The sequence below is a fragment of the Rhizobium sp. NZLR11 genome, assembly GCF_019685115.1.
Classification (GTDB): Bacteria; Pseudomonadota; Alphaproteobacteria; order Rhizobiales; family Rhizobiaceae; genus Rhizobium.
The window spans coordinates 385,726-408,427 of sequence record NZ_JABDWD010000001.1; the positions used below are offsets into that span (position 1 = coordinate 385,726).

General features: G+C 56.5%; 23 protein-coding genes. 3 read left to right on the plus strand and 20 right to left on the minus strand.

Annotated elements, in window-relative coordinates; translation table 11 throughout:
- Positions 1-268: 268 nt before the first annotated feature.
- Positions 269-961: a glutathione S-transferase family protein gene (locus HJB83_RS01765; protein ID WP_221116034.1), complete on the minus strand. Its 693-nt coding sequence runs from the start codon at positions 959-961 to the stop codon at positions 269-271.
- A gap of 565 nt (positions 962-1,526) precedes the next feature.
- Here HJB83_RS01765 and HJB83_RS01770 point away from each other — a divergent pair.
- Both HJB83_RS01770 and HJB83_RS01775 read left to right on the plus strand, forming a co-directional pair.
- Positions 1,527-2,387, plus strand: coding sequence for an AraC family transcriptional regulator ligand-binding domain-containing protein (locus HJB83_RS01770; RefSeq protein ID WP_311044266.1), 861 nt, complete (start codon positions 1,527-1,529; stop codon positions 2,385-2,387).
- A gap of 157 nt (positions 2,388-2,544) precedes the next feature.
- Positions 2,545-3,054: an AAA family ATPase gene (locus HJB83_RS01775; protein ID WP_221116035.1), complete on the plus strand. Its 510-nt coding sequence runs from the start codon at positions 2,545-2,547 to the stop codon at positions 3,052-3,054.
- A 232-nt stretch (positions 3,055-3,286) separates the two neighbouring features.
- Here HJB83_RS01775 and HJB83_RS01780 read toward each other — a convergent pair whose 3' ends face one another.
- The 5 genes from HJB83_RS01780 to gmd all read right to left on the minus strand — a co-directional run bounded on the left by HJB83_RS01780 (position 3,287) and on the right by gmd (position 8,746).
- The gene (locus HJB83_RS01780; RefSeq protein ID WP_221116036.1) at positions 3,287-3,874 is read right to left on the minus strand and encodes a tyrosine-type recombinase/integrase; all 588 of its coding nucleotides are present in this window, start codon (positions 3,872-3,874) and stop codon (positions 3,287-3,289) included.
- Between the two features lie 142 nt (positions 3,875-4,016).
- On the minus strand, positions 4,017-5,126 hold the full coding sequence (locus HJB83_RS01785) for a sulfite oxidase (RefSeq protein WP_259671081.1): 1,110 nt from the start codon (positions 5,124-5,126) through the stop codon (positions 4,017-4,019).
- 209 nt (positions 5,127-5,335) lie between these two features.
- Positions 5,336-6,007 carry a DUF938 domain-containing protein gene (locus tag HJB83_RS01790; RefSeq protein WP_221131222.1) on the minus strand — a complete coding sequence of 224 codons (672 nt, stop codon included), beginning with the start codon at positions 6,005-6,007 and terminating at the stop codon, positions 5,336-5,338.
- Positions 6,008-6,733: 726 nt separating this feature from the next.
- Positions 6,734-7,684 carry a GDP-L-fucose synthase gene (locus HJB83_RS01795; protein ID WP_281438252.1) on the minus strand — a complete coding sequence of 317 codons (951 nt, stop codon included), beginning with the start codon at positions 7,682-7,684 and terminating at the stop codon, positions 6,734-6,736.
- Entirely contained in the window at positions 7,685-8,746 is a 1,062-nt protein-coding gene (gmd, locus tag HJB83_RS01800; protein ID WP_207583038.1) for a GDP-mannose 4,6-dehydratase, read from the minus strand.
- 182 nt (positions 8,747-8,928) lie between these two features.
- Between gmd and rfbB the strand changes: the two genes are divergently transcribed.
- Positions 8,929-9,984: a dTDP-glucose 4,6-dehydratase gene (gene rfbB / locus HJB83_RS01805; protein WP_221131223.1), complete on the plus strand. Its 1,056-nt coding sequence runs from the start codon at positions 8,929-8,931 to the stop codon at positions 9,982-9,984.
- 43 nt (positions 9,985-10,027) lie between these two features.
- Here rfbB and HJB83_RS01810 read toward each other — a convergent pair whose 3' ends face one another.
- From HJB83_RS01810 to HJB83_RS01875, 14 genes are all read right to left on the minus strand, one after another.
- Positions 10,028-10,999 carry a hypothetical protein gene (locus HJB83_RS01810; RefSeq protein WP_207583036.1) on the minus strand — a complete coding sequence of 324 codons (972 nt, stop codon included), beginning with the start codon at positions 10,997-10,999 and terminating at the stop codon, positions 10,028-10,030.
- Positions 10,996-11,808, minus strand: a complete 813-nt coding sequence (locus HJB83_RS01815) for a class I SAM-dependent methyltransferase (protein WP_221131224.1) — start codon at positions 11,806-11,808, stop codon at positions 10,996-10,998. Before HJB83_RS01815 ends, HJB83_RS01810 begins: the two co-directional genes overlap by 4 nt.
- Positions 11,808-12,941 carry a glycosyltransferase gene (locus tag HJB83_RS01820; protein ID WP_221131225.1) on the minus strand — a complete coding sequence of 378 codons (1,134 nt, stop codon included), beginning with the start codon at positions 12,939-12,941 and terminating at the stop codon, positions 11,808-11,810. The genes HJB83_RS01815 and HJB83_RS01820 overlap by 1 nt, the downstream gene beginning before the upstream one ends.
- Positions 12,942-12,952: 11 nt before the next feature.
- Positions 12,953-13,960, minus strand: a complete 1,008-nt coding sequence (locus tag HJB83_RS01825; RefSeq protein ID WP_207583033.1) for a bifunctional 2-polyprenyl-6-hydroxyphenol methylase/3-demethylubiquinol 3-O-methyltransferase UbiG — start codon at positions 13,958-13,960, stop codon at positions 12,953-12,955.
- Positions 13,957-14,835: a glycosyltransferase family 2 protein gene (locus HJB83_RS01830; protein ID WP_207583032.1), complete on the minus strand. Its 879-nt coding sequence runs from the start codon at positions 14,833-14,835 to the stop codon at positions 13,957-13,959. Before HJB83_RS01830 ends, HJB83_RS01825 begins: the two co-directional genes overlap by 4 nt.
- Positions 14,836-14,849: 14 nt before the next feature.
- On the minus strand, positions 14,850-15,836 hold the full coding sequence (locus HJB83_RS01835) for a bifunctional 2-polyprenyl-6-hydroxyphenol methylase/3-demethylubiquinol 3-O-methyltransferase UbiG (protein ID WP_207583031.1): 987 nt from the start codon (positions 15,834-15,836) through the stop codon (positions 14,850-14,852).
- A gap of 2 nt (positions 15,837-15,838) precedes the next feature.
- Positions 15,839-16,699, minus strand: coding sequence for a methyltransferase, TIGR04325 family (locus HJB83_RS01840; RefSeq protein ID WP_207583030.1), 861 nt, complete (start codon positions 16,697-16,699; stop codon positions 15,839-15,841).
- A gap of 2 nt (positions 16,700-16,701) precedes the next feature.
- Complete coding sequence (locus HJB83_RS01845) at positions 16,702-17,472, minus strand: hypothetical protein (protein WP_259671245.1); 771 nt, start codon at positions 17,470-17,472, stop codon at positions 16,702-16,704.
- A 92-nt stretch (positions 17,473-17,564) separates the two neighbouring features.
- On the minus strand, positions 17,565-18,197 hold the full coding sequence (locus HJB83_RS01850) for a PIG-L deacetylase family protein (protein ID WP_221131227.1): 633 nt from the start codon (positions 18,195-18,197) through the stop codon (positions 17,565-17,567).
- The gene (locus HJB83_RS01855) at positions 18,194-18,895 is read right to left on the minus strand and encodes a WbqC family protein (RefSeq protein ID WP_221131228.1); all 702 of its coding nucleotides are present in this window, start codon (positions 18,893-18,895) and stop codon (positions 18,194-18,196) included. The genes HJB83_RS01850 and HJB83_RS01855 overlap by 4 nt, the downstream gene beginning before the upstream one ends.
- Positions 18,892-19,857 carry a PseG/SpsG family protein gene (locus tag HJB83_RS01860; RefSeq protein ID WP_221131229.1) on the minus strand — a complete coding sequence of 322 codons (966 nt, stop codon included), beginning with the start codon at positions 19,855-19,857 and terminating at the stop codon, positions 18,892-18,894. Before HJB83_RS01860 ends, HJB83_RS01855 begins: the two co-directional genes overlap by 4 nt.
- Positions 19,839-20,516, minus strand: coding sequence for a cytidylyltransferase domain-containing protein (locus HJB83_RS01865; protein WP_221131230.1), 678 nt, complete (start codon positions 20,514-20,516; stop codon positions 19,839-19,841). Before HJB83_RS01865 ends, HJB83_RS01860 begins: the two co-directional genes overlap by 19 nt.
- Positions 20,513-21,529 carry an N-acetylneuraminate synthase family protein gene (locus HJB83_RS01870; protein ID WP_221131231.1) on the minus strand — a complete coding sequence of 339 codons (1,017 nt, stop codon included), beginning with the start codon at positions 21,527-21,529 and terminating at the stop codon, positions 20,513-20,515. Before HJB83_RS01870 ends, HJB83_RS01865 begins: the two co-directional genes overlap by 4 nt.
- A gap of 102 nt (positions 21,530-21,631) precedes the next feature.
- Positions 21,632-22,702: a radical SAM/SPASM domain-containing protein gene (locus tag HJB83_RS01875; protein WP_221131232.1), complete on the minus strand. Its 1,071-nt coding sequence runs from the start codon at positions 22,700-22,702 to the stop codon at positions 21,632-21,634.

The window sequence follows — 22,702 nt, forward strand, 5'->3', positions numbered from 1 at the left end:
GGCTGATTTGGGCCGGAAGTTGAGATTCCGCAGTCAGGTAAACTTGTGGGAAAGCGGACATTCACATGGGAAAGGCTGACGGTATCCTCCGCTCCGGGTCGCCGCTCGCGTGACCAGCTTCAAACCTGCGCGTGGTAACGGCCGGAGTAAACCGGCCATTGGGCAGCGTCATACCTGCAGTACGGTTTGCCGGAGGGGTTTAGCCCGCCCACCGGGCGCAGCTTTGCGCGAGACTGTATTCTCCGAACCCGGCCATGAAGGCAAGTGCCTATGCGGCACGGGCTGCTGCGGCTTGCACTATCAATTCTTCGTCCTTGGCCACGCCCCGCTTGAAGGCATCCCGCTCTAACAGTTTGCCGATATAGTCCAGAAACGCCTTGCGCGGGGGCAGTGTCTGAAGGCCAAGACCCCAGCCGATATGCGAGCCGATATAGATGTCCGCAGCCGTGAACCGATCGCCCGCGATGAAGGGATGCGCCTGCACCGCTTTTTCCAACTGGTCCAAAGTGCGCGTGTAGCTGCCATAGCCGAAGAAGAACTCCTGCTCGGGAGCGGGCACAAATCCAGCCCTGTGGTTCGTGACGGCCTGTTCCACAGGCCCCGCGGCGAAGAACATCCAGCGATAATATTCGGCACGCTCGTTTGCGGTAGGCGAAAGCCCGGCCTCGGGGAACGTCTCGGCGAGGTACGTAATGATTGCGCCGCTCTCTGTCACGGCGCGGCCATTATGCACAAGCGCCGGCACCTTGCCCATGGGATTGATCGCGGTGAAGAAGCGAACCAGTTCCTCGCTGGGATTGCTCGATGCTGGCCGTTCGAGCGCCGCGCCGCCCCATTCGTCAATTGCGCTGGTCTTTTCGTAGTCGAGGACCACCGTGTCGTAGGGTTGGCCTACCTCCTCCAGGATCCAGCGCACGATGCGCCCGCGTGAGTTCGGGTTGGTGTAGAATGTGAGCGCCATGCTCGATCTCCTGATTGATGGTTGTTGTTATCTGGATCCGTTCGTCCTGCAGGGGATGTTGTGGGACTGTCGGCTCCAGAGATGGTTGCCGCCGGATCTGAGGCTCAGCGCCAGCGCCATCGGAGGAGAAGATAAGAACAGGACACCGCGCACGCATTAGCAAGCTACGCCACAAGACTTGCACAACGCGCCAAAAATACTACGGTATAGGCCAGGTCGTACGTTACCCGCCGCCTTCACCTGAACTCCGCGCGCCAGACCGAAAATATTAATCGAAAGCGTGACTGCCGATGTGCGGTCTAGGTGATGGCACACTCGCCTTCTGCAAAACAAAACGCGTCTGCGGGCTATTTCGACCGCCTGCAATCTCCAAATGGAGTAAATAGATAACTATGGCCAAAGTCCTTTCCGACCGATGCAAATTGCCGAGGCCATTCTGGCAGTCACTTGAACAACTGGGACTGCGGCCTTCGGCGGTGCTGCGACAGGCCAGGCTTCCTGCGACGCTGCATCTCGACAATTCCGCGTCATCAGCACCACACAACTTTTCGCCATCTGGAACGCCATAGAGGCGCTGTCCGGTGACCCCGCCTTCAGCATAAGGATGGTGTGCGAGACCAGCACCGCCAATCACAAGCTCGCAATTCTGGTGGCGTCCTACGCTGCCGACTTTCGAGACGGTATGGCGCGGCTGGACCGCTTCAATCGTCTTTGCAGCCCTGACCGTCTTTGTTGCGAAGAGCGCGACGGCAAGGTGTCGGTGACCATCGAGTGGCCTACCGTCACCGAACCTGAGCCTCCCCTGTCGGTGGACGCAAGCTTTGCCCTTTTGCTGGAACTCGGGCGACGCGGTACTGGCCGTCACCTGCGGCCAATCTCGCTGGAGCTGCGGCGACCAAATCCGGGAACGGACAGGCACGCAATTTTCTTCGATTGCCCGATCCATTTCGGGGCAGAGCGTGATCGCATGGTGCTGAATGCACCGGACCTCGACCTGCCATTCCCCGGACACAACCCCGAACTGATCCAGATGCTCACCCCCGCGCTGGCAGAGGCCGTGCGCGAGATCGAGGTGCAGGCCACGATCGGTGAGCAGGTAAAGGGCACCTTGAAGCGCACAATGGCCAGTGGTCGCCATGATCTCGCTGCCGTGGCGCGCGATCTGGGCCTGAGCGAACGCACCTTGCAGCGGCGGATTGCGGCGGAAGGCCAGACTTTCCGTGCTCTCCTGACCGAAGCCAGACAGGAACTCGGCCGCCAGCTTCTCTCCGATCTCACGATTGACGTGGAAGAGGTAGCCTACCTGCTGGGATACCAGGACGCCAACTCGTTCTATCGAGCTTTCCGCGAGTGGGAAAACATGACGCCCGGCCACTGGCGTCGGATCAAGTCTGTGTCGGCAATGACTGCCCTTAGGCGGCGGTGAAGCGGAGATCAACGGCCGGGTTGAGGGTGTTCCCGCCAGACATTCACCCTTAATCGAAATGTACCGAATGCTAACCTTGATCAGGTGAGCTCGTTGGCTGAGCACACCCAGGTAGAGTGTCTTCTCACCGGATTGACGGCCGTGATAAAAAGGGCCCATGGGCATCAAGAACTATCTAATCGAAGGCGGCTCGGGCACTGGAAAGACGTCTGTCGCTGCCGAACTGGAGCGGCGGGGCTACCATGTCGTCCATGGTGACCGCGTTTTGGCCTATGTCGGCGACCCCGAGACAGGCCAGGCGCTCGCAGGACCACCCGAAGGCGCAGACCGCATCGCTTGGGGATATGCGCACTGGATCTGGCCTGTCGACAAGGTCCGAGCTATTGCTGCCGACACCACCCATCCTGCCACGTTCTTTTGTGGCGGTTCGCGCAATTTCCACAAATTCCTGGACCTGTTCGATAAGGTTTTCGTGCTCGACATCGACGTTGAGACGTTGAACCGACGACTAGATGGGCGGCCGAATGAGCCGGGCTTCGAGCCGGCCGAGCGGGCCCTGGTACTTCGCTACCATCGTACCCGGGAGTATCTTCTTGCCGGCATAAATATCGACACGGCGAATACCGTCCCAAGTGTCGTCGACGATATCCTCGCTAAACTCACCTGAAGCCCGGCAGGCTTGTGATCGGGAGGGAAGCAACTGATTATTGCGAGAAAGACGTTAGCTGCCGTACGGCTCACTGGCGGCGTTGTCGGTTTCATAGCCGGCAGCTTTAAGAATGACAAACCGGGCATCCTAACGGCCGTCTTGAGGGCGCATAGCCGCTCGATCGCGATCTTTGGAATTGAGAAAGTTTCGTTGACACGTGCAGCCCCACTGCGCGCGGGGCCGCACGCGCTCAGATTTCAGTGTGCTCAGCTAGTTCCAGTGTATCCTCAATGTCCACGCCAAGGTACTTGACCGTATTTTCGATCTTGGTGTGCCCCAACAGGATTTGGATCGAGCGAAGATTGCCTGTCGCCTTGTAGATCATTGCGGCCTTCGTGCGCCGAAGCGAGTGCGTGCCGTAGTCTTCGCGTCGTAGACCAATTGCGGTCAACCATTCATCGACCAATTGGGCATACTGACGAGTACTCAGATGATCGGTGTGGTCGACTCGACTGGGAAAGGCGTAATCGTCAACTGTTCCACCTCGCCGTTCAAGCCATGCAAGCAAACTTGCCCTCACCTCCGCCGTGATTTCGAACTGAACCGGACGGCCGGACTTTTGCTGGACGACCAGGGCTCGAGTTCGAATTTCCGTTCCTGTCACGAGACTCCCGACTTTCATTTTCACGAGATCGCAACCACGCAGCTTGCTGTCGATTGCGAGATCAAACAACGCACGATCTCTCATGCGTCCCTCCCTATCAAGGAAGAAGCGGATCGCCCAAATCTGGCTGGAGGGGTTCAGGACCGAGGCCCCACAGTTGGTCCAAAGGGGCATAGCAGCTTGAGTATGCGGCGTCAGCTTTGCGCCCGCATAGTGGTCATCGAGCCACCGGCCGCCGTTGCTGCAAAACGGACGTGACGCAGTGACAACGCGGGTCGCAGTTGCGCCAAGCCGCCATTCTGCCCCATGCGGGTGATTAGATCACGAATTCCTCCTCGTACGTCTGTGGCTCGGGAACGACCGTAACCTCCACCGGAACGATCCAATTGGCCGCGTAGCTCTCGCAGTCGGAACGCTGGAGGTCGGGCTGCACGCACCCCGCCCCATCGATCGCGCGACATCGCAGTTTATATCGCCCCACTTCTTCAGGGGTCCACATGTACTCCCACAAGCGCCATGCAAAGGGACGTTCTGTTTCGAGGAGCCTTCCCTCGCGCCAGCCCCTGCCATCTCCGGTGCAGACCTGCACCTGCCGGATAACAGCCTCTCCGCTCCAGGCGGCTCCGAAAATCCGGTACGGTTGGCCGGCGATGAGACGCGCCCCCTGCACGGGACGCGCGATTTGCGCTTTGACCTCCATCTTCGCGAGGGGGACCAGCCTGGGTTCCCCGAGGCTGCGCTCCCAACGGAAATAGTCGCGCGCCTGCCAGTAGCCAAGGAACGGTTGCTCCACAACCGTGATATGCGTGATCCACTTGACCCAAGCCATGCCGAACCAGCCACCCACGACCGCGCGTAGCGGGTAGCCGTGATCGCGCGTCAACGGCTCCTCGTTCATCGAATAGGCAAGGATCGTGCTGTGAGCGATGGCCTTCTCAAGCGGTAAACTGCGCGCAAAAGCGATGGGGCCGGGAGAAGCCGTTTTCCTGTTCGTGTCGACGACGCCGCTGTCTGCGCCTACGAGCAGAACCTCACGTGCGGTTCGCTTAACGCCCGCCATTTCTAAAATGTCGCGCAGAAAAACACCTGTCCACGCGGCATTGCCGACGGCTCCGTTCTGCCACTGCAACCCGTCCTTCGGCGGCACATAGTAGACGCGCCCGTTCCCTGCGCACTCTACGACGGCAGTGAAAGTCGTGCTCCGCATCGCCTTGATGCTGTCGAGGTCAAGTTCGATCGGCCGCTCCACCGCCCCGCCAACCCGCAATCTCCAGTCTCGCGCATCCAGATCCGGCGACGGGAAATGGTTTCGCACGAAGAACAGCTCGGTTGGGATCAGCCAATCGGAGAGTGACGCAAACGGAAACTCGATGTTCTGTGGGGATTTCTGTCGAACTATTAGACTGGGTTGCTCTGGTGTCGGCATAGTCCTCGTCTCCCCTTCCAAGAGCACAACGTTGGCACTCGGTCGCGCGAATTCCGGTTCGATCACACCGCCCCTCGCAGTGCGTCTGTCGCGTTCCGCCTTCGGCCGCATTCTAGCACATACCGCACGTTCCTCGGATCGACCTCGAACGGCAGCAAAGGGCCCGAATGTTTCTATAGGCCCACGTCTCTTTCGCACCCGCTTGTCGTTCAGGCACTACCGCTGGAGAAGACCAGCAACATATTGTTGGTAGGCATCTCGATCGTCTCGCGGAGATTAAGTCCAGCGGCCTCACCCACTTGTTCAAGATCAGCGATATCACGCACACCCCAGGATGGGTTGCGCTCCTTTAGAGCCGCGTCGAAAGCAGCGTTCGAGGGGGAGTTGTGTGCCCCGTCGCGCATGAATGGGCCGTAGAGAAGAAGAAGCCCACCAGCGTGAAGCAAACGGCCAGCTCCTGCGAACAATCCTAAGCTTGCCCCCCATGGCGCGATATGGATCATATTGATCGACACGATGGCGTCAAAATGCCCCGTTTGTTCGACGCCCCATTGTCCTGAGCACACATCAATATCCCGCGGTGCCAGCACATTCTTCAGCCCTGCGAATTTGATCCAGCTAGACGTGCTGGTGCGGGCGTCGGCATCCGGATCGCTCGGCTGCCAGGTGAGGTTGGGCATTGCTCCCGCAAAACACACGGCGTGCTCGCCGGTCCCGCATCCAATCTCGAGCACGGCGCCACGTGTTGGAAGGACACGTTTTAGGAGCCCGAGGATCGGCGCCGAATTTCGCGCAACGGAAGGTGAGAACATGCGCTGGTCGGCGCTTATGTCACGCTGTTCCAGCGCAACAGGCGAACGGTCCTTCTTCTCTGGGGGCATTGGCCTTGAATCCCCTTTGGGCGATGTCTCCCACCTTATAGCTGAAATGATGGGACTGAAACCAAGATTTCGGACTTATGAAGGGGGTCGTCGGCGCGTGCGTTCGGCCGAGGGCGACCGAACGTCCCCCTCGCGTCATCACGCGACCGCCAGGCTCAAGGTCTGCTTTCGAAAATCGGAGCCCGGAAGCCGACCGACGGCTTTCGGCCCCTTGTCGGTCGTCTGACGCCTGCGCAGCGACGTCCGCTTTATGGCGCGTTGTGGACGAGGCCGTGCCCAGACGACGCCCGCTTCAGGCAAGCGCGACGACGTCCTTTATGACCGACAGAAGGGCGCGAAGTATCAGGGCGCGTTTTGGCCGCTGGACGGCTAACTCGAAGTCAGACAGCGGAAATAATTGCCGCTCACCAGTCCTGTTGAGTGATGCCCAAAGCCAGGGCACAAAGGTGGCATCCACGGTCGCTCGCGACGGGAAAATATTATGAATTCAAAGGCGATTTCACTAAGTCATTGAAATCATGCGAGAATCCAGGCGGCGAAGATTTTCCGGGTGGATTGCCATGTTCGGGCGGCTCTGGGAATTGAAAAGCGCGCCATGGGCAACCGGCTGATAGAATCCGCCGACGGTATAGCGAATCTTCTCCAAAGCTGGCATTTGCTCAGGTGCCGGTCCGGCTACACCTTCGCGACTGTCGACGCGGGAAGAAATGTTGGCCCTCGCCGATATCAGGCCGCCGGATCCGATCTATTTTCGAACTCCAGAAACCAAGCGTAAGTGGCCCGGATGCCGTCCTCAAGCGAAATGCGCGGCTTCCAGCCCATGTCCTGCAGCTTCTGATTGCTCATCAACTTTCGCGGCGTGCCATCGGGCTTGGAAAGATCATGAATAATCTCTCCCTCGTAACCGACAACGCGGCAGACCAACCGCGTCAACTCGATAATTTCGAGATCTGTGCCCGAGCCGACATTGACGTGTTGCGAGCCCGAATATGTTTTCAGAAGAAATACCAGCGCGTCGGCGCAGTCGTCGACGTGCAGAAACTCGCGGCGCGGGGTGCCCGTTCCCCAGACCACCATATGCGGGTCTTTGCGAAGTTTCGCAGCGTGCGCCTTGCGGATGAGTGCCGGCAGCACATGGCTGGAATTCAGGTCGAAATTATCGCCCGGGCCGTATAAATTAGTCGGCATGGCCGAGATATAGTCGCGGCCGTATTGCTTACGATAGGCTTCCGCAAGCTTGATGCCGGCGATCTTGGCGATCGCGTACCATTCGTTGGTTGGCTCCAACGCACCGGTCAACAGAGCCTCTTCGGGAATCGGCTGTGGAGCGAGCTTGGGATAAATGCAGCTTGAACCGAGGAAGAGCAGCCGGTCCACTTCGCCCCGATGGGCAGCTTCGAAGATATTCGCTTCCATAATCAGATTGTCATAAATAAAGTCAGCGGGATAGCTGTCATTGGCAAGGATACCGCCAACCTTGGCAGCGGCGAGAATGATCGCGTCTGGTCGGTTTGCTTCAACAAATTTCTTGACCTCGTCCTGCCGCGTCAAATCGACCTCACGGCGCGTAGCCGTGATGACGTTGCAATCTTCGGATTGAAGCCTGCGCACAAGCGCACTGCCGACCATACCGCGATGACCGGCAACCCAGATCTTCTTGTCGGACAAGTCGTACACTCAGATCTCTTTCCGGCTGCTCAGAGCCTTCCCGTGCTTGACATCCTCGCGCACCATTTCCGCGGCGAGTTCGCGAACAGGAGTCTTGTGCTGCCAGCCCAGCTTCTGACGGGCCTTGGTCGGATCACCCAGCAGAAGGTCGACTTCCGTCGGGCGGAAATACCGAGGATCGACTTCCACGAGGCACGCGCCGGACGCGGCGTCATAACCCTTTTCGTCTACGCCGGAGCCCTTCCATTCCAAAGCAATGCCGACGTCGGCAAAGGCCCACTCGACAAACTGGCGGACACTCGTCGTCTCGCCGGTCGCCAAGACGTAGTCATCCGGCTTGTCCTGCTGCAGCATGCGCCACATGCCCTCGACATATTCACGGGCATGGCCCCAGTCGCGCTTGGCGTCAAGGTTGCCGAGGAAAAGCTTATCCTGCTGACCCAGATGGATGGCAGCCACCGCCATCGTGATCTTGCGTGTGACGAAGGTCTCGCCGCGAAGCGGGCTTTCGTGATTGAAAAGAATGCCGTTGGATGCGTGCATGCCATAGGCCTCGCGATAATTCACGACGATCCAGTAGGCGTAGAGCTTGGCTGCGGCATAGGGAGAACGCGGGTAAAACGGCGTCTTCTCGTTCTGAGGCACTTCCTGCACAAGACCGTAGAGTTCCGATGTCGATGCCTGGTAGAACCGGGTCTTTCCCTCGAGCCCCAGAATACGGATCGCCTCGAGCAGTCTCAACGTCCCGATACCATCGGCATCCGCGGTGTATTCCGGCGTTTCGAAGCTGACACCCACGTGGCTTTGTGCGGCAAGATTGTAGATTTCGTCGGGCTGCGTCTGCTGCACGATCCGCAGCAGGTTGGTCGAGTCAATCATATCGCCATAGTGGAGGATAAAGCGTGGATGTTCCTCGTGCGGATCCTGGTAGATATGCTCGATGCGGCCAGTATTAAAAGACGATGACCGGCGCTTGATACCATGCACCGTATAGCCTTTGCTCAGAAGCAATTCGGCCAAATAGGCACCATCCTGACCAGTCACCCCAGTAATCAGCGCGGTTTTTGTCATTTTTCACATCGTCTTTCGATACAATCTTCGGGACGTGTTTATGGAAACGGCTGAACTAGCGCAACCCCCATGTGACCGCGGCCAGGCCCCACGAAATGCCCATCGTCGATCTCTTCGGTTGACGTGGGACTGGCACAATGAGACTAGAGATTTCCATTTAGCAGATGTCCAAGGGGGTAGATATGATCCTGGTGACGGGAGGAGCCGGCTTCATCGGTGCGAATTTCGTGCTTGATTGGCTTGCGTTTCACGATGAACCAGTCATTAACCTCGATGCGCTCACCTATGCCGGCAATCTCGGAAATCTTACCTCCATCTGGAACGACCCGCGCCATCTCTTTGTCAAGGGGAGCATAGCGGACTACGACTTGGTTGAAGAAGTGCTCCGTTCCCATCGTCCCCGCGCAATCCTGAATTTCGCGGCCGAAAGTCATGTCGATCGATCGATCCATGGGCCTGAAGAATTTATCCAGACGAATATCGTCGGCACATTTCGCCTGTTGGAGGCCATCCGCGGATTTCTAGCCTTGCAGGATGAAGCCTTCCGAGAGAGCTTCCGTTTTCTTCATGTATCGACGGACGAGGTCTTCGGTTCGCTTGCACCGGTGGAAGCCGCCTTCAGCGAAAACCGCAAATACGAACCAAACAGCCCTTATTCCGCGAGCAAGGCGGCCAGTGATCATCTGGTTCGCGCCTATCATCACACCTACGGCTTACCGGTTCTGACGACGAATTGTTCGAACAACTACGGTCCCTATCATTTTCCGGAGAAGCTTATTCCCCTGGTCATTCATAATGCGCTCGCAGGTAAACAGATTCCGATCTACGGAGACGGAATGCAAGTTCGCGACTGGCTGTTCGTCAAGGACCATTGCAGCGCGATTCGACGCGTTCTGGAGAGTGGAAAGGTCGGGGAGACCTATAACGTCGGCGGCAGAAACGAGCTGACCAACCTGTCGGTGGTCCATACGCTCTGCGAGATCCTCGACGAGCTGAGGCCGCTACGCGACCGGGCAAGCTATAAATCACAGATCGTTTTCGTGCGTGACCGCCCCGGCCATGATCGCCGTTACGCCATCGATGCGGCCAAAATCGAGCGGGAACTGAACTGGCATCCGAGCGAGACGTTCGAAACAGGTATTCGCAAGACTGTTGAATGGTATGTTGCCAACGAAGTATGGGTGGAGAACGTCACAAGCGGCAGCTACCGCCAATGGATCGACCGCCAGTATCAGTAAGCCAACCGACGCCCTTGATCTTCGTCCCTCAAGCTGCGCTGTCTCAATAGCGCAGGAGACGATGCAGGGCGCGCTTGACTGCGAACGGAATGTAGCGCTGCGCCCATCTACGCCTCGCGACAGCCGCGGCCTCGCGAAGCCCGCCAGAGAAGCCCGGAGAGATCGTTCTTATTTCCGAAAGCGTCCGCATGAGCGCCGCCTCATAGGCTGCATAGACAGCTTCGGGCTCCCTGCAGACCGAAGTGTAGAATGAAGAGAGCCTGTCGAAACCACCACCTGCCAGCAACTGAAACTGATGAAAATGATAGAAGATCAACGGCATGCCTTCGACCAACACCCCGCCTAAAGTCTGCTCGGCGAAATGCAGCTTCTCATAGTTCCAAGGCGCAATTCCCGCTCCTGGATGCGCGATAATGTGGCACTTCGGATACAGGATAGGCCACTCATCCAGATATTTCTGGTCGCCCATTTTGCCGTCTTCGAGGCGATAGTAGCACCACTCAATGCACTGCTCGCGCCAACGAGCAAGGCAACGCATCCCCTCTTCGTCGCGCCGGAAGCTCACCCATTCCACACAAAAACGGCCGTTCACTTCCCTGTCCTGGAGCCGGGGAGCAAAACGATGCTCGATGATTGCGATCGAACTGTCGCCGATTTCCTCCAGGATTGGACGGATCGGCGAATAGAACAGTAGGTCGGAGTCGAGATAGGTGATGAAATTAATCTCTGGATAATGATCCAGCACGAAGGTCGGCAGGCACGGAGACAGGGTCCAGCAATATTCAGCGACGCCGCGTGATTTCTTAGCCTCCAGGAGCTCCGGCGTCTCCAGATCGGCGAGTGGGATACAGGTGATGTAGGATCTGTTGGAGGCGATCAGTATCTCCTGCGCCTTCTGATCCATGCAGAGCACAAAAACATGTGCGTCTGGGCACCACTGGACGAGGCTCTCCATCATCGCCATCCCCTTGATGAGATAGCCGCTGTCGAAAAGAGTACAGAAATAATTCGTCATAGCTGGGATTGTTTCCTGCACAAATAGGTGCGGTTTGCATTGCCCGTGCTGTAGTCGCGCGGATCCGCGCTCTCGTTCAGCGTAAAGGTTGACTGCACTTCCAGGCCATGAACCCGAAAACTGTCCAAGAGATCCGGCTCGGAAAAATGGATCTCTATGGTCTCGACGCCATAGGCCTGCTTACGGAAATACTTGGTCGGCTGTCCATAGACGACCGGAGTGCGGTGAAAAATGACGTATTCTTTGGCGACGCGGGCGCTCTCGGCAATCGCCGCTTTATAATCGGGAATATGCAGGAGGCAGCATCCCGAAACCACGACATCAAACGCATCATTCTGATAGCTGAGCCGCGTTGCATCCTCCACATCGAATGACAGTGCTGGATAGATTCTGCGCGCCATATCGATGAATGCATCGGAATAATCGCAGCCGCTATACCGCAACGGCAAGCCATTCACTTCCAAAACCTCGGAGTAATATCCGCTGGAACAACCGATTTCGAGCAATGAACCGGCAGCCGGGAGATTGTCGATCCTACGCAGCGCAGCGGCAAAAACATCGAATACATCAATGGAAGCGCCGCCGCGATATTCCTTCAACTGGCGCTCGACGAGCTCTCTTTGGCGTGCAGGCAGATCACTCGCTTTCCAGGATGCGGCAAGGCGCGAGCTTTCGCTGTCTCGCCGAGCTGAATCGATCTCGATGTAGTGCGAGGACACCGATGCCGCTGGCAGCAGCTGTTCACGCAATCGCTTCAACCGGCGCTTCAACACCGGAAAGCGGTTGAGAGTCGTATGAATAAATGACATCAGCCCCGCTCCTCCAAATGTCTCTCGAGGATCGGCATCAACTCGTTCATTCTCGTCTTGTAAGTGTGGTCCTTCAGTGTCCTAGCCTGACCGGCCTTCGCGATAAGATCAGCCTCGTCGGGGTGCTTTATATAATAGCGTATGAGTTCCGCGGCTTCCTCGGGGCTGGAATAGGCGACGACTTCCTTGCCGATCTCGAAAATCTCACCAAGGTTGTCTTTCCTGTCGGTTATAAGCAGCGATCCGACCCCCGTCGCCTCGTAAAGCCGCATGTTATTGGCATTGTTTTCGGCAACGTTGATATGCCGGTTGACCGTGATCCGGCTGCGGGCCAGCGCGCGATACATGTCCGGACCCCACACTTCACCGTTATGACGTTTCCGAATTGCAGATGAGCGCGGAAGCGTCCTGGCGCCGTAGCCGAAAAACTGTATCGGCGTGGTATCCGCAAGATGTTCGAGCAGCGGGATCGCTTTGCCATGATGACGGCTTATGCCGCCGACGAAACTCACTGGCACGTCGCGTGGGACATTCCCGAGGATATCGAGCACCCGGGTGTCGAAGCCGATCCGAAAGTATTCAGATCTTATGCCCATCTCGCGGAAACGGGGCACGAAATGGGGAAAGGACGTCAGAATGAGATCATAGGGACGCAGAAAGCCGTCCGGCGGCAACGGACAGGCGATCTGGCCGACGATGAGTGGCACGGTCTTTTTCAGCTCCATCAATGCGTGAGGCGGAAAAAAGCTGAGATCCTGACAATAAAGCACATCGGGCTTGAATGCGCGCACCCGCGCCATCGCAACCTCCAACAGGCCAGGAAGCGCCGCCAGCCGTGCACCGATATAGGGCAATCTGAAAAACCGGTGGGGCAGTTTCATCGCCCATGGGCTGAATGGTTCGTTGTTCTCTTGCGCCCAGGCCGATTGAAGCGGAACACAATTGCCGATGATATCGAGGACATCGCAACCCTGGGCCTTCAGGTGACGGGAATAGAAATCGGACGTGCCGAACGCTGCCTCGAGCAGAGACTCCGTCTGCCTCTGGGAGGAAGCCGACCTCAAATCCCGATTGCGACGATAGTGCGTCCTCAGAAATCGGGAATAGTAGGTATCGAACACGGCAATCCGCATGACGCTAAATCCTAGTTCTTTGCCGCGGAAAGTCGGAGTTCGACCAAGAGACTATCGCCCTGCCCCATTGCGTCCAGAGCCCGGTTTCCAAAGCCCATCATGACACCGGCAAGGCGTGCACCGCGCGAAACAGCAACGTTGCGAACCTTTTGAATAAAGCTCGGTGGCTTCTGAGAATTGCCACTTTCCGACCAGGTATTGGACGCCTTTCCTTCCTGTCGCTGCTCTCCGGAGGTCCTGAGCTGAAGCACCGACCAGAGATTGGGGGTGATCGTCCTGATACGCCCGACATCGTAACCGGATTTCCGGGCAAGTAGAGCAAAAGAAGTTCGATTGAAATGGTTCTGGTGGTAGGGAATGTGCCAGTTGATCCACCGCTCCTTCCACAATTTGCGGTGAAAGGAACCCGTGTTCGGGAAAGCCAGTATGACGCGTCCACCGATGTTGAGACGATCCTTCAGAGCCGCAAGCATCGCGAGCGGATCAGGCACATGTTCGATGACTTGGTTCAGCACGATGAGATCGAACTTCTCATCGGGGAACGGCACGTCATAGATGTTGCCGATATGAACGCGTAAGGCATATTTGTCGGCGATCGTCCGAACGTTCGGATCAGCCTCGACCCCCCAGCATTCGACGCCGAGCGTGCGCATCTCCAGAAGAGAGAGACACGAGCCGCAGCCGATATCCAGCACCTTTTGCCCCCGCTTGGCAACATAATGTCCCTGGTTGTCGGTACCGGCTATCCATCGACGAAATCCGGCGAGCGGTCTTTCGACGAGCGCAGCCTCTTTTTCCAGCGCATCAAAATCGATCTCCCGACGGGGATAATAATTGCTGTAAAGCGCAGGGAGATCTTCTTCCGTCAGCCGTGGCGCAGTCGACATGTGACCGCACGAAACGCATCGGTCTATCGAGTAGACGCCTGGGCAGCCGTATCGATCATCGCTGATGTGCTCGATAAAGGTTTGCATTTTCGATCCGCACGCGATGCACTGCTGATGCTGGCCGCCGCTCATATCGTTCCTTCCTTTCGTTTCGCCAATGACCTCCACGTCGAAAACGCGCGGCTGCACGAGAAATGCGCCATACGGATCGGCGCAGTCATGCGTTGCACCGGTGACCCGACAAGCGAGTAAAAAATAAGACGCTGAACCACGTTGTGAGCCGAACGCCTGCCAAACAACCGCTTTCGCCATGAAAGGCTGGACGCGTCGTTTCCATATACCGGAGGCGAATAGACGATTGCTCTGCTGCTGACAACCAACGGCACTCCGGCACGCGCGAAGCGCATAGCGATTTCGTAGTCAGCCATGTAATGCGGCAGAAGGTGCGGACGCATGCGGCCATGTCTCCGAAACAGGAGCGCCGGGTAAAGCGTTCCTCGGCCGCTCAATGCATCGACGCGATATTGGCTGTCAGGCGACCGTTTTTCCGTTTCGCTCAATTCCGAAAGCAGATCCCAGACGGCAAGCCGATTGATGTTGACCTTCGCCCCAATACTGACAAGGGGCGGATCCAGCCCCTCTTCATGGATGACACTTCCGACTGCAGCCCCGCCATTTTCTTTGGACACTTGCACCAGGGTTTCGACGAAATTGTCGTCAAACCAGGTATCGTTGTTCAGAAACAGGATGTAGTCAGCCGGTTGGCAGGCGGGAAGCACATGTTTCAGTCCTTCCTCCATGGCGCCGCCCCACCAGAGATTACCGTCCCCTCGAATTTCGGTCACATCCCTCTGCGATTGCAGGTATTCTGCGGTTCCATCGGTCGAACCGTCGTTGACGACTATGATCCTCAATTTCGCTGCAATGCCTTGAGCACGCAGAGAAGCAAGGACACGCCTTGTGTGTTCGAGACGATTGAAAACCGGGATCAGGACATACACGATCATTTCAGCGTGAGTACCTATTGCTTTTGAAACAGGACAAGATGCGTTTGACCGACCAGCTTGTCTTTGGCACTCTGAAAGGACGTTGCCATTTGCATTTCCGTGATCTTCTCGCCGAGCCTCTTTAATTCGACATCACGCTCATTCTGATAGCCAAACAATCGATAAAGGACGCGATCGAGAAAACTCGGCTTCCGCGGCGGAGGCGGAGGAGCAAGGAAATTGCCTAAATAGGATCTATAATGCGCAAAGCGAAGAGGCTCTTGATGGACCTGCTCCAACTGGAGAGAGAAGAGGGCTTCCATCTTCTTGAACGCTTTCTTCGAAAACCCCATTACATGGTGTGGGGGCATATCGAGGAGGACTTTTTCGGCCTCTGTGAAATATCCTTCCGGATCAGGCACTGCGAACAACAGGTAGCCACCCGGCCTTAAAAGCCGCAGAGACTGTTCAATGAATTCACGTGGCGCAGGCAAATGCTCCAGGACCTCGAAAGCCGAAACAACGTCGAAACTGCCTTCACCCAGCGTCGCCATCTCCTCGCTCGTAACGTCCAGGCCGATGGCTTTGCAATCGGCAATCGCCTGCGGGTTGAATTCCAGGCCCTTCACCTCGTAGCGATTCTTGATTCGAACGAGGAAATGGCCCTGACCGCAGCCGACCTCCAACACGCTCTTTATCCCGTCTAGGCCGGCGAGAATTTGTGCCGCGACGTCAAACTCCCATTTGTCCTTCTCGTAGTACCAGGAAAAACGGCTCGAAAGTTCATTATAAAACTCACCGTCTCCGGCCAGCGTCGTCGCCGGATCGAAAAATCTAAGGTCACAGTCGAAACACCGAAACTGATGCGCTACGCCCTCAATGCCAAGCCGACTGAACGGTTCAAAGCCAAACCCCTTCTGCCAATCGGCTTTCAACGCGTCCACGTCGAACCAGCGATGCAAGCCGATTTGCTTTCCCGCACACAATGGGCAGGATTGGGAATGCTTTTGCAACGAACTCATAGTTAATTCTCGCTGATTATGGGCGACTGCAGGGCAATATCGTATTGCGAACCGGTCAGGACGAACAAATAACCGGACTCCTGCAGGCTCCGATTTTCTCGATCATTTTCGACCGTGGAACAGGACGCCGGAAATTTTGAAACTAGCGTGTAGTTCGACGCCATGTAATTCAAAAACTTGGATTCACTGAAAATCCATGTCGGTATGACGGCCGAGAATATATCGGCCGAAACATATTGGCGCGTGAGGACGTCGTTTAAGCGGCCTGAAAACAGCGTTCTGTCAAATACGACCATCGGAACCTTTGAGGCTTTTATGGCCTCCAGCATATCGTAAGGCCTCTCGACGTATTGAAGGGAACTAGAGAAAAGGACTACATCCGGGATCTCCGTCGCCAAGGCTTCGCGCATATCAGAACAGAAGCTGACTTGGCTATCTCGGAATAGATGTTTTCCTTGTTCAACAAATGTCTGTTGCTCAACGATCACCCAGCTCACCTGAGACACGGCCTGCAGGAAGGGCCGGTTTTGGAAATAAGTCGTCCCGAGGCCACCCCCGAAATCAAGAACGTTAAGCGCCGCGCGCGCACGTGAGGCCCATAATAGGGCAGTTGCGATCGGGAAGGCATATTGTCTGGTCTCGAACGTAATCGAATCGCGTTCGTAAGCCTTGCGTCCGTTCAAGACTTCGGTCGTGCCATAAGCAACTCTTTGGGCGATGTTCGGATCCGAATAGCCAGCCAAGCCCGCCTCTGCTTCTTCCCAGGTGGTGAACTCACCGATGTACCCAGTTTGGGTTTGAAGGCCAGATGGACGTCGATGCTTAAGAAACCGGCGCACCAGCGAAGAAAGACGAGCGCGCATTATCACTGCACCTTGTCTGGCGAGAGCAGCAGTTTCAGCGGAATCCTTTCGAATTCATCGAGCTCGCCACCTATGCCTCCATTTATTATCCGGACGCCATTGGCGGAGGCAATCATCCCCAGCCTGCGATATTGGCGCCAGAGGCGGGCAAGGCTTTGGAATGTGTCGTAGTTGGGAGACAGGATCTTTCCATCTGATGTCACCGAGTAATCCATGTCGGCCTGTGCCTTCAAATCGAAGGCATAGGTATAATATCCGCTCCTCCAACTGTCGTGATCGACGCCAAGCAGGATGATATTCTTGAAGCCCATATGCAAGGCGATCATCAAAGCCAACACTGGCACCGAATCGATTCGGGGGATCGGCTTCGCGATATCGATGATGGATGTGTCGGTGACTTCGTCAATATTCGTGCGAAGGGCCACGTAACGCACTTTCCGGCCGGCAAAAAGATTGCGCTCGGCGACGATGCCAGCTTCAGTCTCATTGAGAAACAGTTCTGCCTCACCAATATTTTCATGCATCTCAGTGAACCAGCGCGCGACCTGATCTTCAGTCATGGTGCCATATGTAATCTGTGGAACGATGTGATATTTCGGTGCGAAGCGCATAAAATGGCCATGAAGATAGCCATTTGACACGCTTATAACGGTTTCACCCTCAAGCACCGTCAGATCCAGAGATTTCACGCTCGGACCATTGGCCAATATGAAACAGCGCCGGCCTTGATGGCATCCCGCTAGTTCTTCGTTGGCTCTCAAGGCCTCCAGCATCGGTTTCGAGAGCTGAACCCGCTGTCTGTGCCTCCGCCTCAATTCATGCACACCGTATGGAAGCAGCATAGAGGCGAGAGTCATTATTTTCCTCACGGCTGCAGCCACTTCACGACCTCGAAGACTTCGGCGTATTTTACACCGATGCGCTGGCCGGCGTTTTCGGCTTCATTGCGGAAGAAGCTCACCCATTTCCGCCCTGTGCGCTCCATCTCTGATTCATGGGCAAGGATTGCGTTTTCCTTCTGATCCCAATGGGAGGTGATGTCGACGTAGAAATTTCCCCTGAAATCGACCGTCGAATGATACCAGTTGCTGCGGTACATCAGAAGGCGGGGCACATGGCGGCAGCTGTGCAGCGATGCGCGCGACAAGGCAAGATGGTCATGGTGGATGTCGCCGACCCAGTGGGTGTAGACCATGTCGATCTTCAGATCCTGCACGAGCTTGAGGATCTCGATATTCAGCGGGTCGACGAATTCGATCTGGAGCGTTTTGAACTCGCCGCAGAACATCTTGTGGACGCCGAGGATCTCCATCGCAGCATCCGCTTCCGCCCTGGCGACCTGGCTGCTGCGGACGGACTGGTCATATTGGTTGGAAAAGCCGGATACGGTTGCAACATAGACATAGACCGTGTCGCCGTTGGCTGCATGGCGCGCCAATGCGCCGCCACAGCCCAGTTCCACGTCGTCAAAATGGGCACCGATCGCGAGAATATTCATTTGCAACTCCAGAGCAGGTCACGCGTGCCTGCAATACCACAATTCAGCAGTGTGTCGAGGATGCTGAGATAAGGCATGAACTCACCAAACGGCTGTGGATAGACCGGATGGACGAAATGTTGCCATTCGATTTCTATTCCGGCCGCCTCGAACACTTCCGGCCGCATATAGTCGCGTGCGCCCAGGCCTGAAAGGTAACGTGTTGCTCCCACTTTGCGCAGCAGTTCGACAAGCAACTCATTCTTATGTCCTTCCGGACTTAATGTACTCGATCGCACCCTCGGCATCGTGATTTCAAGCATATCCAGAATACCGTCCAGGAAATGCATGTTGAAATCGGCCAAGAGGTCGAAGCGCGTGCCGTAGAGGGCTTCGATGCGGGGAAAGACGTCGCTCCAGCCGGCGGACTTCCGATAATTTTCGCGAAGCAGCGAAAGGTTCTGGTCTATCCATCCGGTGCCGGGCGCCAGTTCCACCGCATTGATTGCAGTGCCCAAACTCGGCTTTCTGATGCCGACGGTGAGCCACCGATCGCCTTGCGCCGTCTTTATCTTGTCACGATGCGTCCAGCTTTTGCTCGTACCATGGACGAATTGCACGTGATCCAGAACGATATAGAGGTTGGCGTTCAGGAAACGCTGAAAAAAGCCGAGATATGAAGCAAAATCCGGTTGATGAATAACCGCCGTGATGGTCATGCAGCCAATCTCTCCAGCAAATCGGCAACACGCCCGACCCCGCCAAGACCAACCTTGGTCATGGCGATCTCGCTCATGGCCCTGATGGGAATTGCCGTTTCCAGAATACCGAGATCGAATGCCGAGTGATGCCCGGCAAAAAACGCCGCTCCCAGCTTCTCAAGCGCATGTCCGACGGGGATTTCAAAAGGCTCGTTGGCGATCACCACACAGGGCAGCCCAGCCGCGCAGGCCTCGAATGGGGTAATGCCGCCACCGGTAATCGCCAAATCATGTCGATGCATCTCCGCGGCCAGCGACGGCACCTGGTTCAGCAACGTGAACCGGCCCGGCAAAGCGGCCGAGATGACCTCTTCAAGCTCCATCATGTGCTGGAAGCTCGGCCCCGTGACGATGGTGACGGAAAACGGCTTGTCCCTCAGCCATTTGGCGACACGGGCGGTCACGCCGTAGGTATCGGCGCCTCCGAGCGTCACGAGTATCGATGCGAGGCTTTGCCGAAGTCTGCGAAACGCCGCGATTTCAGGATTGAGTATCATGTACTCCAATCCCAGCCGAACATCCTTGCCCTTGAGATATTCGGTCTTTTCAAACATCAGAGCGCAGATGTTGACGTCGGCAAGTTCTGCGCCTTCACCACGGTCGTCGAAGGTCACGAGCCTGACGCCCAAACGCTTGATCGCCTCGCTGTGGGATCGCTGCGTATTGAGGCGGTCGTTGATCCAGACCGGAGTCGATGCGGCGGGTTCGAGGAAGCTGCTCTCCCATCCTGTCACCGAGGCGAGATCGTAAAGCGCTACGTCAAAGCCGCGCTCGCGGATGATCCTCAGCGAGTTCGGATGATCGTTCGCCAGAAATCGGACCGGACGACCGCGCGCGCGCAGTTCGGCTGCGAGCGTCAAAGACCGGAACAAATGGCCCATACCGCGTGTATGTGAGCTTTCTATGCAGAAGACGAACATAGCCTGATCGCTTCTTCCGTGCCAAGCCAACCCTCGTTCGCCAACGCGGCGAGCGCACAAGCGCGGTTCCAATCCTCCTCTGTATCCACCGTCAGACGCAGATTCGGAGATGTTTTGGTTGGGGGAACATCGAGTTGGCCAATCTTGAACAACTCCGGTCGGTCGGTGAAGTACTCGTTCACGTGCTCGCGATGGTGCGGCAACGTTCCCTCGCGATGACTGCGTGACAGCGCTTCGAGCGTAAATATCTCGGCGCCCACGCCAATCGGCAGCTGCCCGAACGCATGCGTATAGTCGTATCCCCGCCTCTGATGCAGATCGATAAGCCTTTCGAGTTCCTCGATATCCGTGAAAGGATTATCTGCGGTCAATCGAACGATATCGGACAGTCCAAATGATTTCGCGCACTGGAAATAGCGGTCGAGGACGTCGGTTTCGTCGCCGCGAAAGCAGCTTACGCTGTGCTCAAGGCACCAGGCTTCAATCACATCGTTCTCAACGGCCGACGATGTCGCCACGATAACCCTGGCCGGCCGCTTCAACATCTGAAGCCTGCCCAGGACATGCCCAAGAAGCGGCCTGCCGGAAATGTCGCGAAGCACCTTTCCCGGCAACCGGGTCGAGCCCATTCGTGCCTGGACAATTATCCCAAGCGTCACGCCAGATCGCTCCACTGCAGCAGCGAGTCGACCTCAAGGTCTCGAGCGACCGTCCGTCCGACAAGGCCTTCAAAATGTTTGGGTTCAATGCCTCTACCGGGACGTTTCACGGCAATATCGCCGGCCGAAATGATGTCGCCGGCCTTTAACGGGCGCTGCAGAACGACACTCTTGCGGTTGTTGAGTCTTGTCGTTGCTTCGCTTGCGGCCGGCTCCTTGCGTCCGCTGCCACGCATGATTTCGAAAGCCCTGATTGCCTCGACCAGCCACTTCATCTCCGCTGGATCGGCGGAAAGCATGTGGTCGGGACCATCGGCGTTCTTATCGTAGGTGAAGTGGCGTTCTATCACCCGTGCGCCCATCGCAGCAGCGCAAAGGCTGGCGACCGGCGTCAACGTATGGTCGGAATAACCGACGTCCAGATCGGGAAAGGCCTGCATCATAGTCTGCATTGCCAGCAGATTCACATTCTCGGGATGTGTGGGATAGCTGGTAATGGCATGCAGCAGAATAAGTTTATCGTTACCCGCCGCCTTGATCGTCTCGACGGATTCGCGGACCTCGTCGAGAGTGCTCATTCCGGTCGACAGCAGGATTGGCTTCCCCGTCTTAGCCAAATAGCGGAGAAAGGGAAGGTTTACCGCGTCGTCGGATCCGACCTTGTGAGCACCGACGCCACACTTCTCCAGCAAATCCACGTCGCTTTCATGGGATGGCGATGAAAACCAGTCCAGTCCGTGGCTCTCGGCATAACGGAAGACAGCTTCATGTAACTCGTGTCCGATCTCATATTTGCGGAAGAGTTCGAACTGGGAGGTCACCCCAGTATTTTCCATATCGAACATAGCATGCCGGCTTGAAAGCGTTTCAGCCTTGTAAGTCTGAAGCTTCACCGCATCCACGCCGGACGACTTTGCCTCGTCGATCAGCTGTCTTGCCTGATCAAAAGTCGTAAAATTCCCGCCGATCTCGGCGATGATGTAACACCGGTCAGGTCGGTAGTTCCGGAACATCTGCTACTCCTGCAATTCACTATGCAGCCGGCATTCCATTCGCGGTTGCGCAGCTCGGTCGGCTCTGTGCGACGTCATCCCGCACCAAATCCGGCCGCTTCTCTATTTTCCGATTTCCTGAGCCCGGTCGACGTAATTTCGGACGATCACTTTCCGGCCACAGATTTCGGTCGGCTCATCATCCGTCAGGCGAGGCAGGTAGCATCGGCGGCATACTTCGCTTTTCAAGAAGCCCTGTGGTTCTTTGTGCAAGGCGCGGACTGCATTCATTTTTTCGCCGTGCCAAATCTGATGGACCGTCTCGGCATTGGCGTCGCCGATGACCTCACGATTTTCCTCGTCGTTCGAGCACTTCATCACAAGCCCGTCGGCGCCAATAACGAGGCGCTGATATTGCTGTGGGCAGGTGAAGTTATCGAGATATTGAACGTCCGAATCGTTCCCAAGATAGTCGATCAGCGGATTGAAGGCGACAAGATCGACATGAGGCGCGAAGGTCTCGTAATAAAGATCGGGATTCTCCCTGATCGCCGGCCAGATGCCTTGCACCTTGATGACCGGACGGTGAAGCCCGCGCTCCTCTTTGTACTTCTTGATGTCCTTGATCTTGTCGAGCAGGGCCTGGAACTTGATTGGCTTGCGTATCTTCTCGTAGGTCTCACCGGTGCCATCAATCGAAACGGTGATCCAGTCGATGCCGGCATCGACGAGCTGAGCGAAATAGTCTCTGTTGAGCTTGAAGCCATGCGTGAGGGTCGAGACTTCCTTGATCCCGTGGTCCTTGGCGTAGCGCACACAGTCGGCGAAACGCTTGTGCAGCGTTGCCTCGCCGCGCAGCGACAGACGGATCGCAGGGACCTTGCCGCCGATCTCATCGATGATGCGGCAGTAGAGATCCCAGTCCATGCGGGTCGTATTGACGCTCTTCTTGAACTCGTCGCTGATCGTGTAGCACATTGGGCAACGCAGATTGCAAATCGAAGCAAGCTCGAGATCGACCAACAGCGGGTAATCCGACACCTGCTGGTTCAGGGCATATTCCGACCACTTGCGACGGTAATCCGCGTATTCGGCTTCCCATCCCTCGCCACGGAATCTGTCGAACGCGGCTTCGCGCTCGTCCGTGTCCATCGAGTAGTTGCCCTTGTTGATCGGAACGTAACGCTCGTTCAA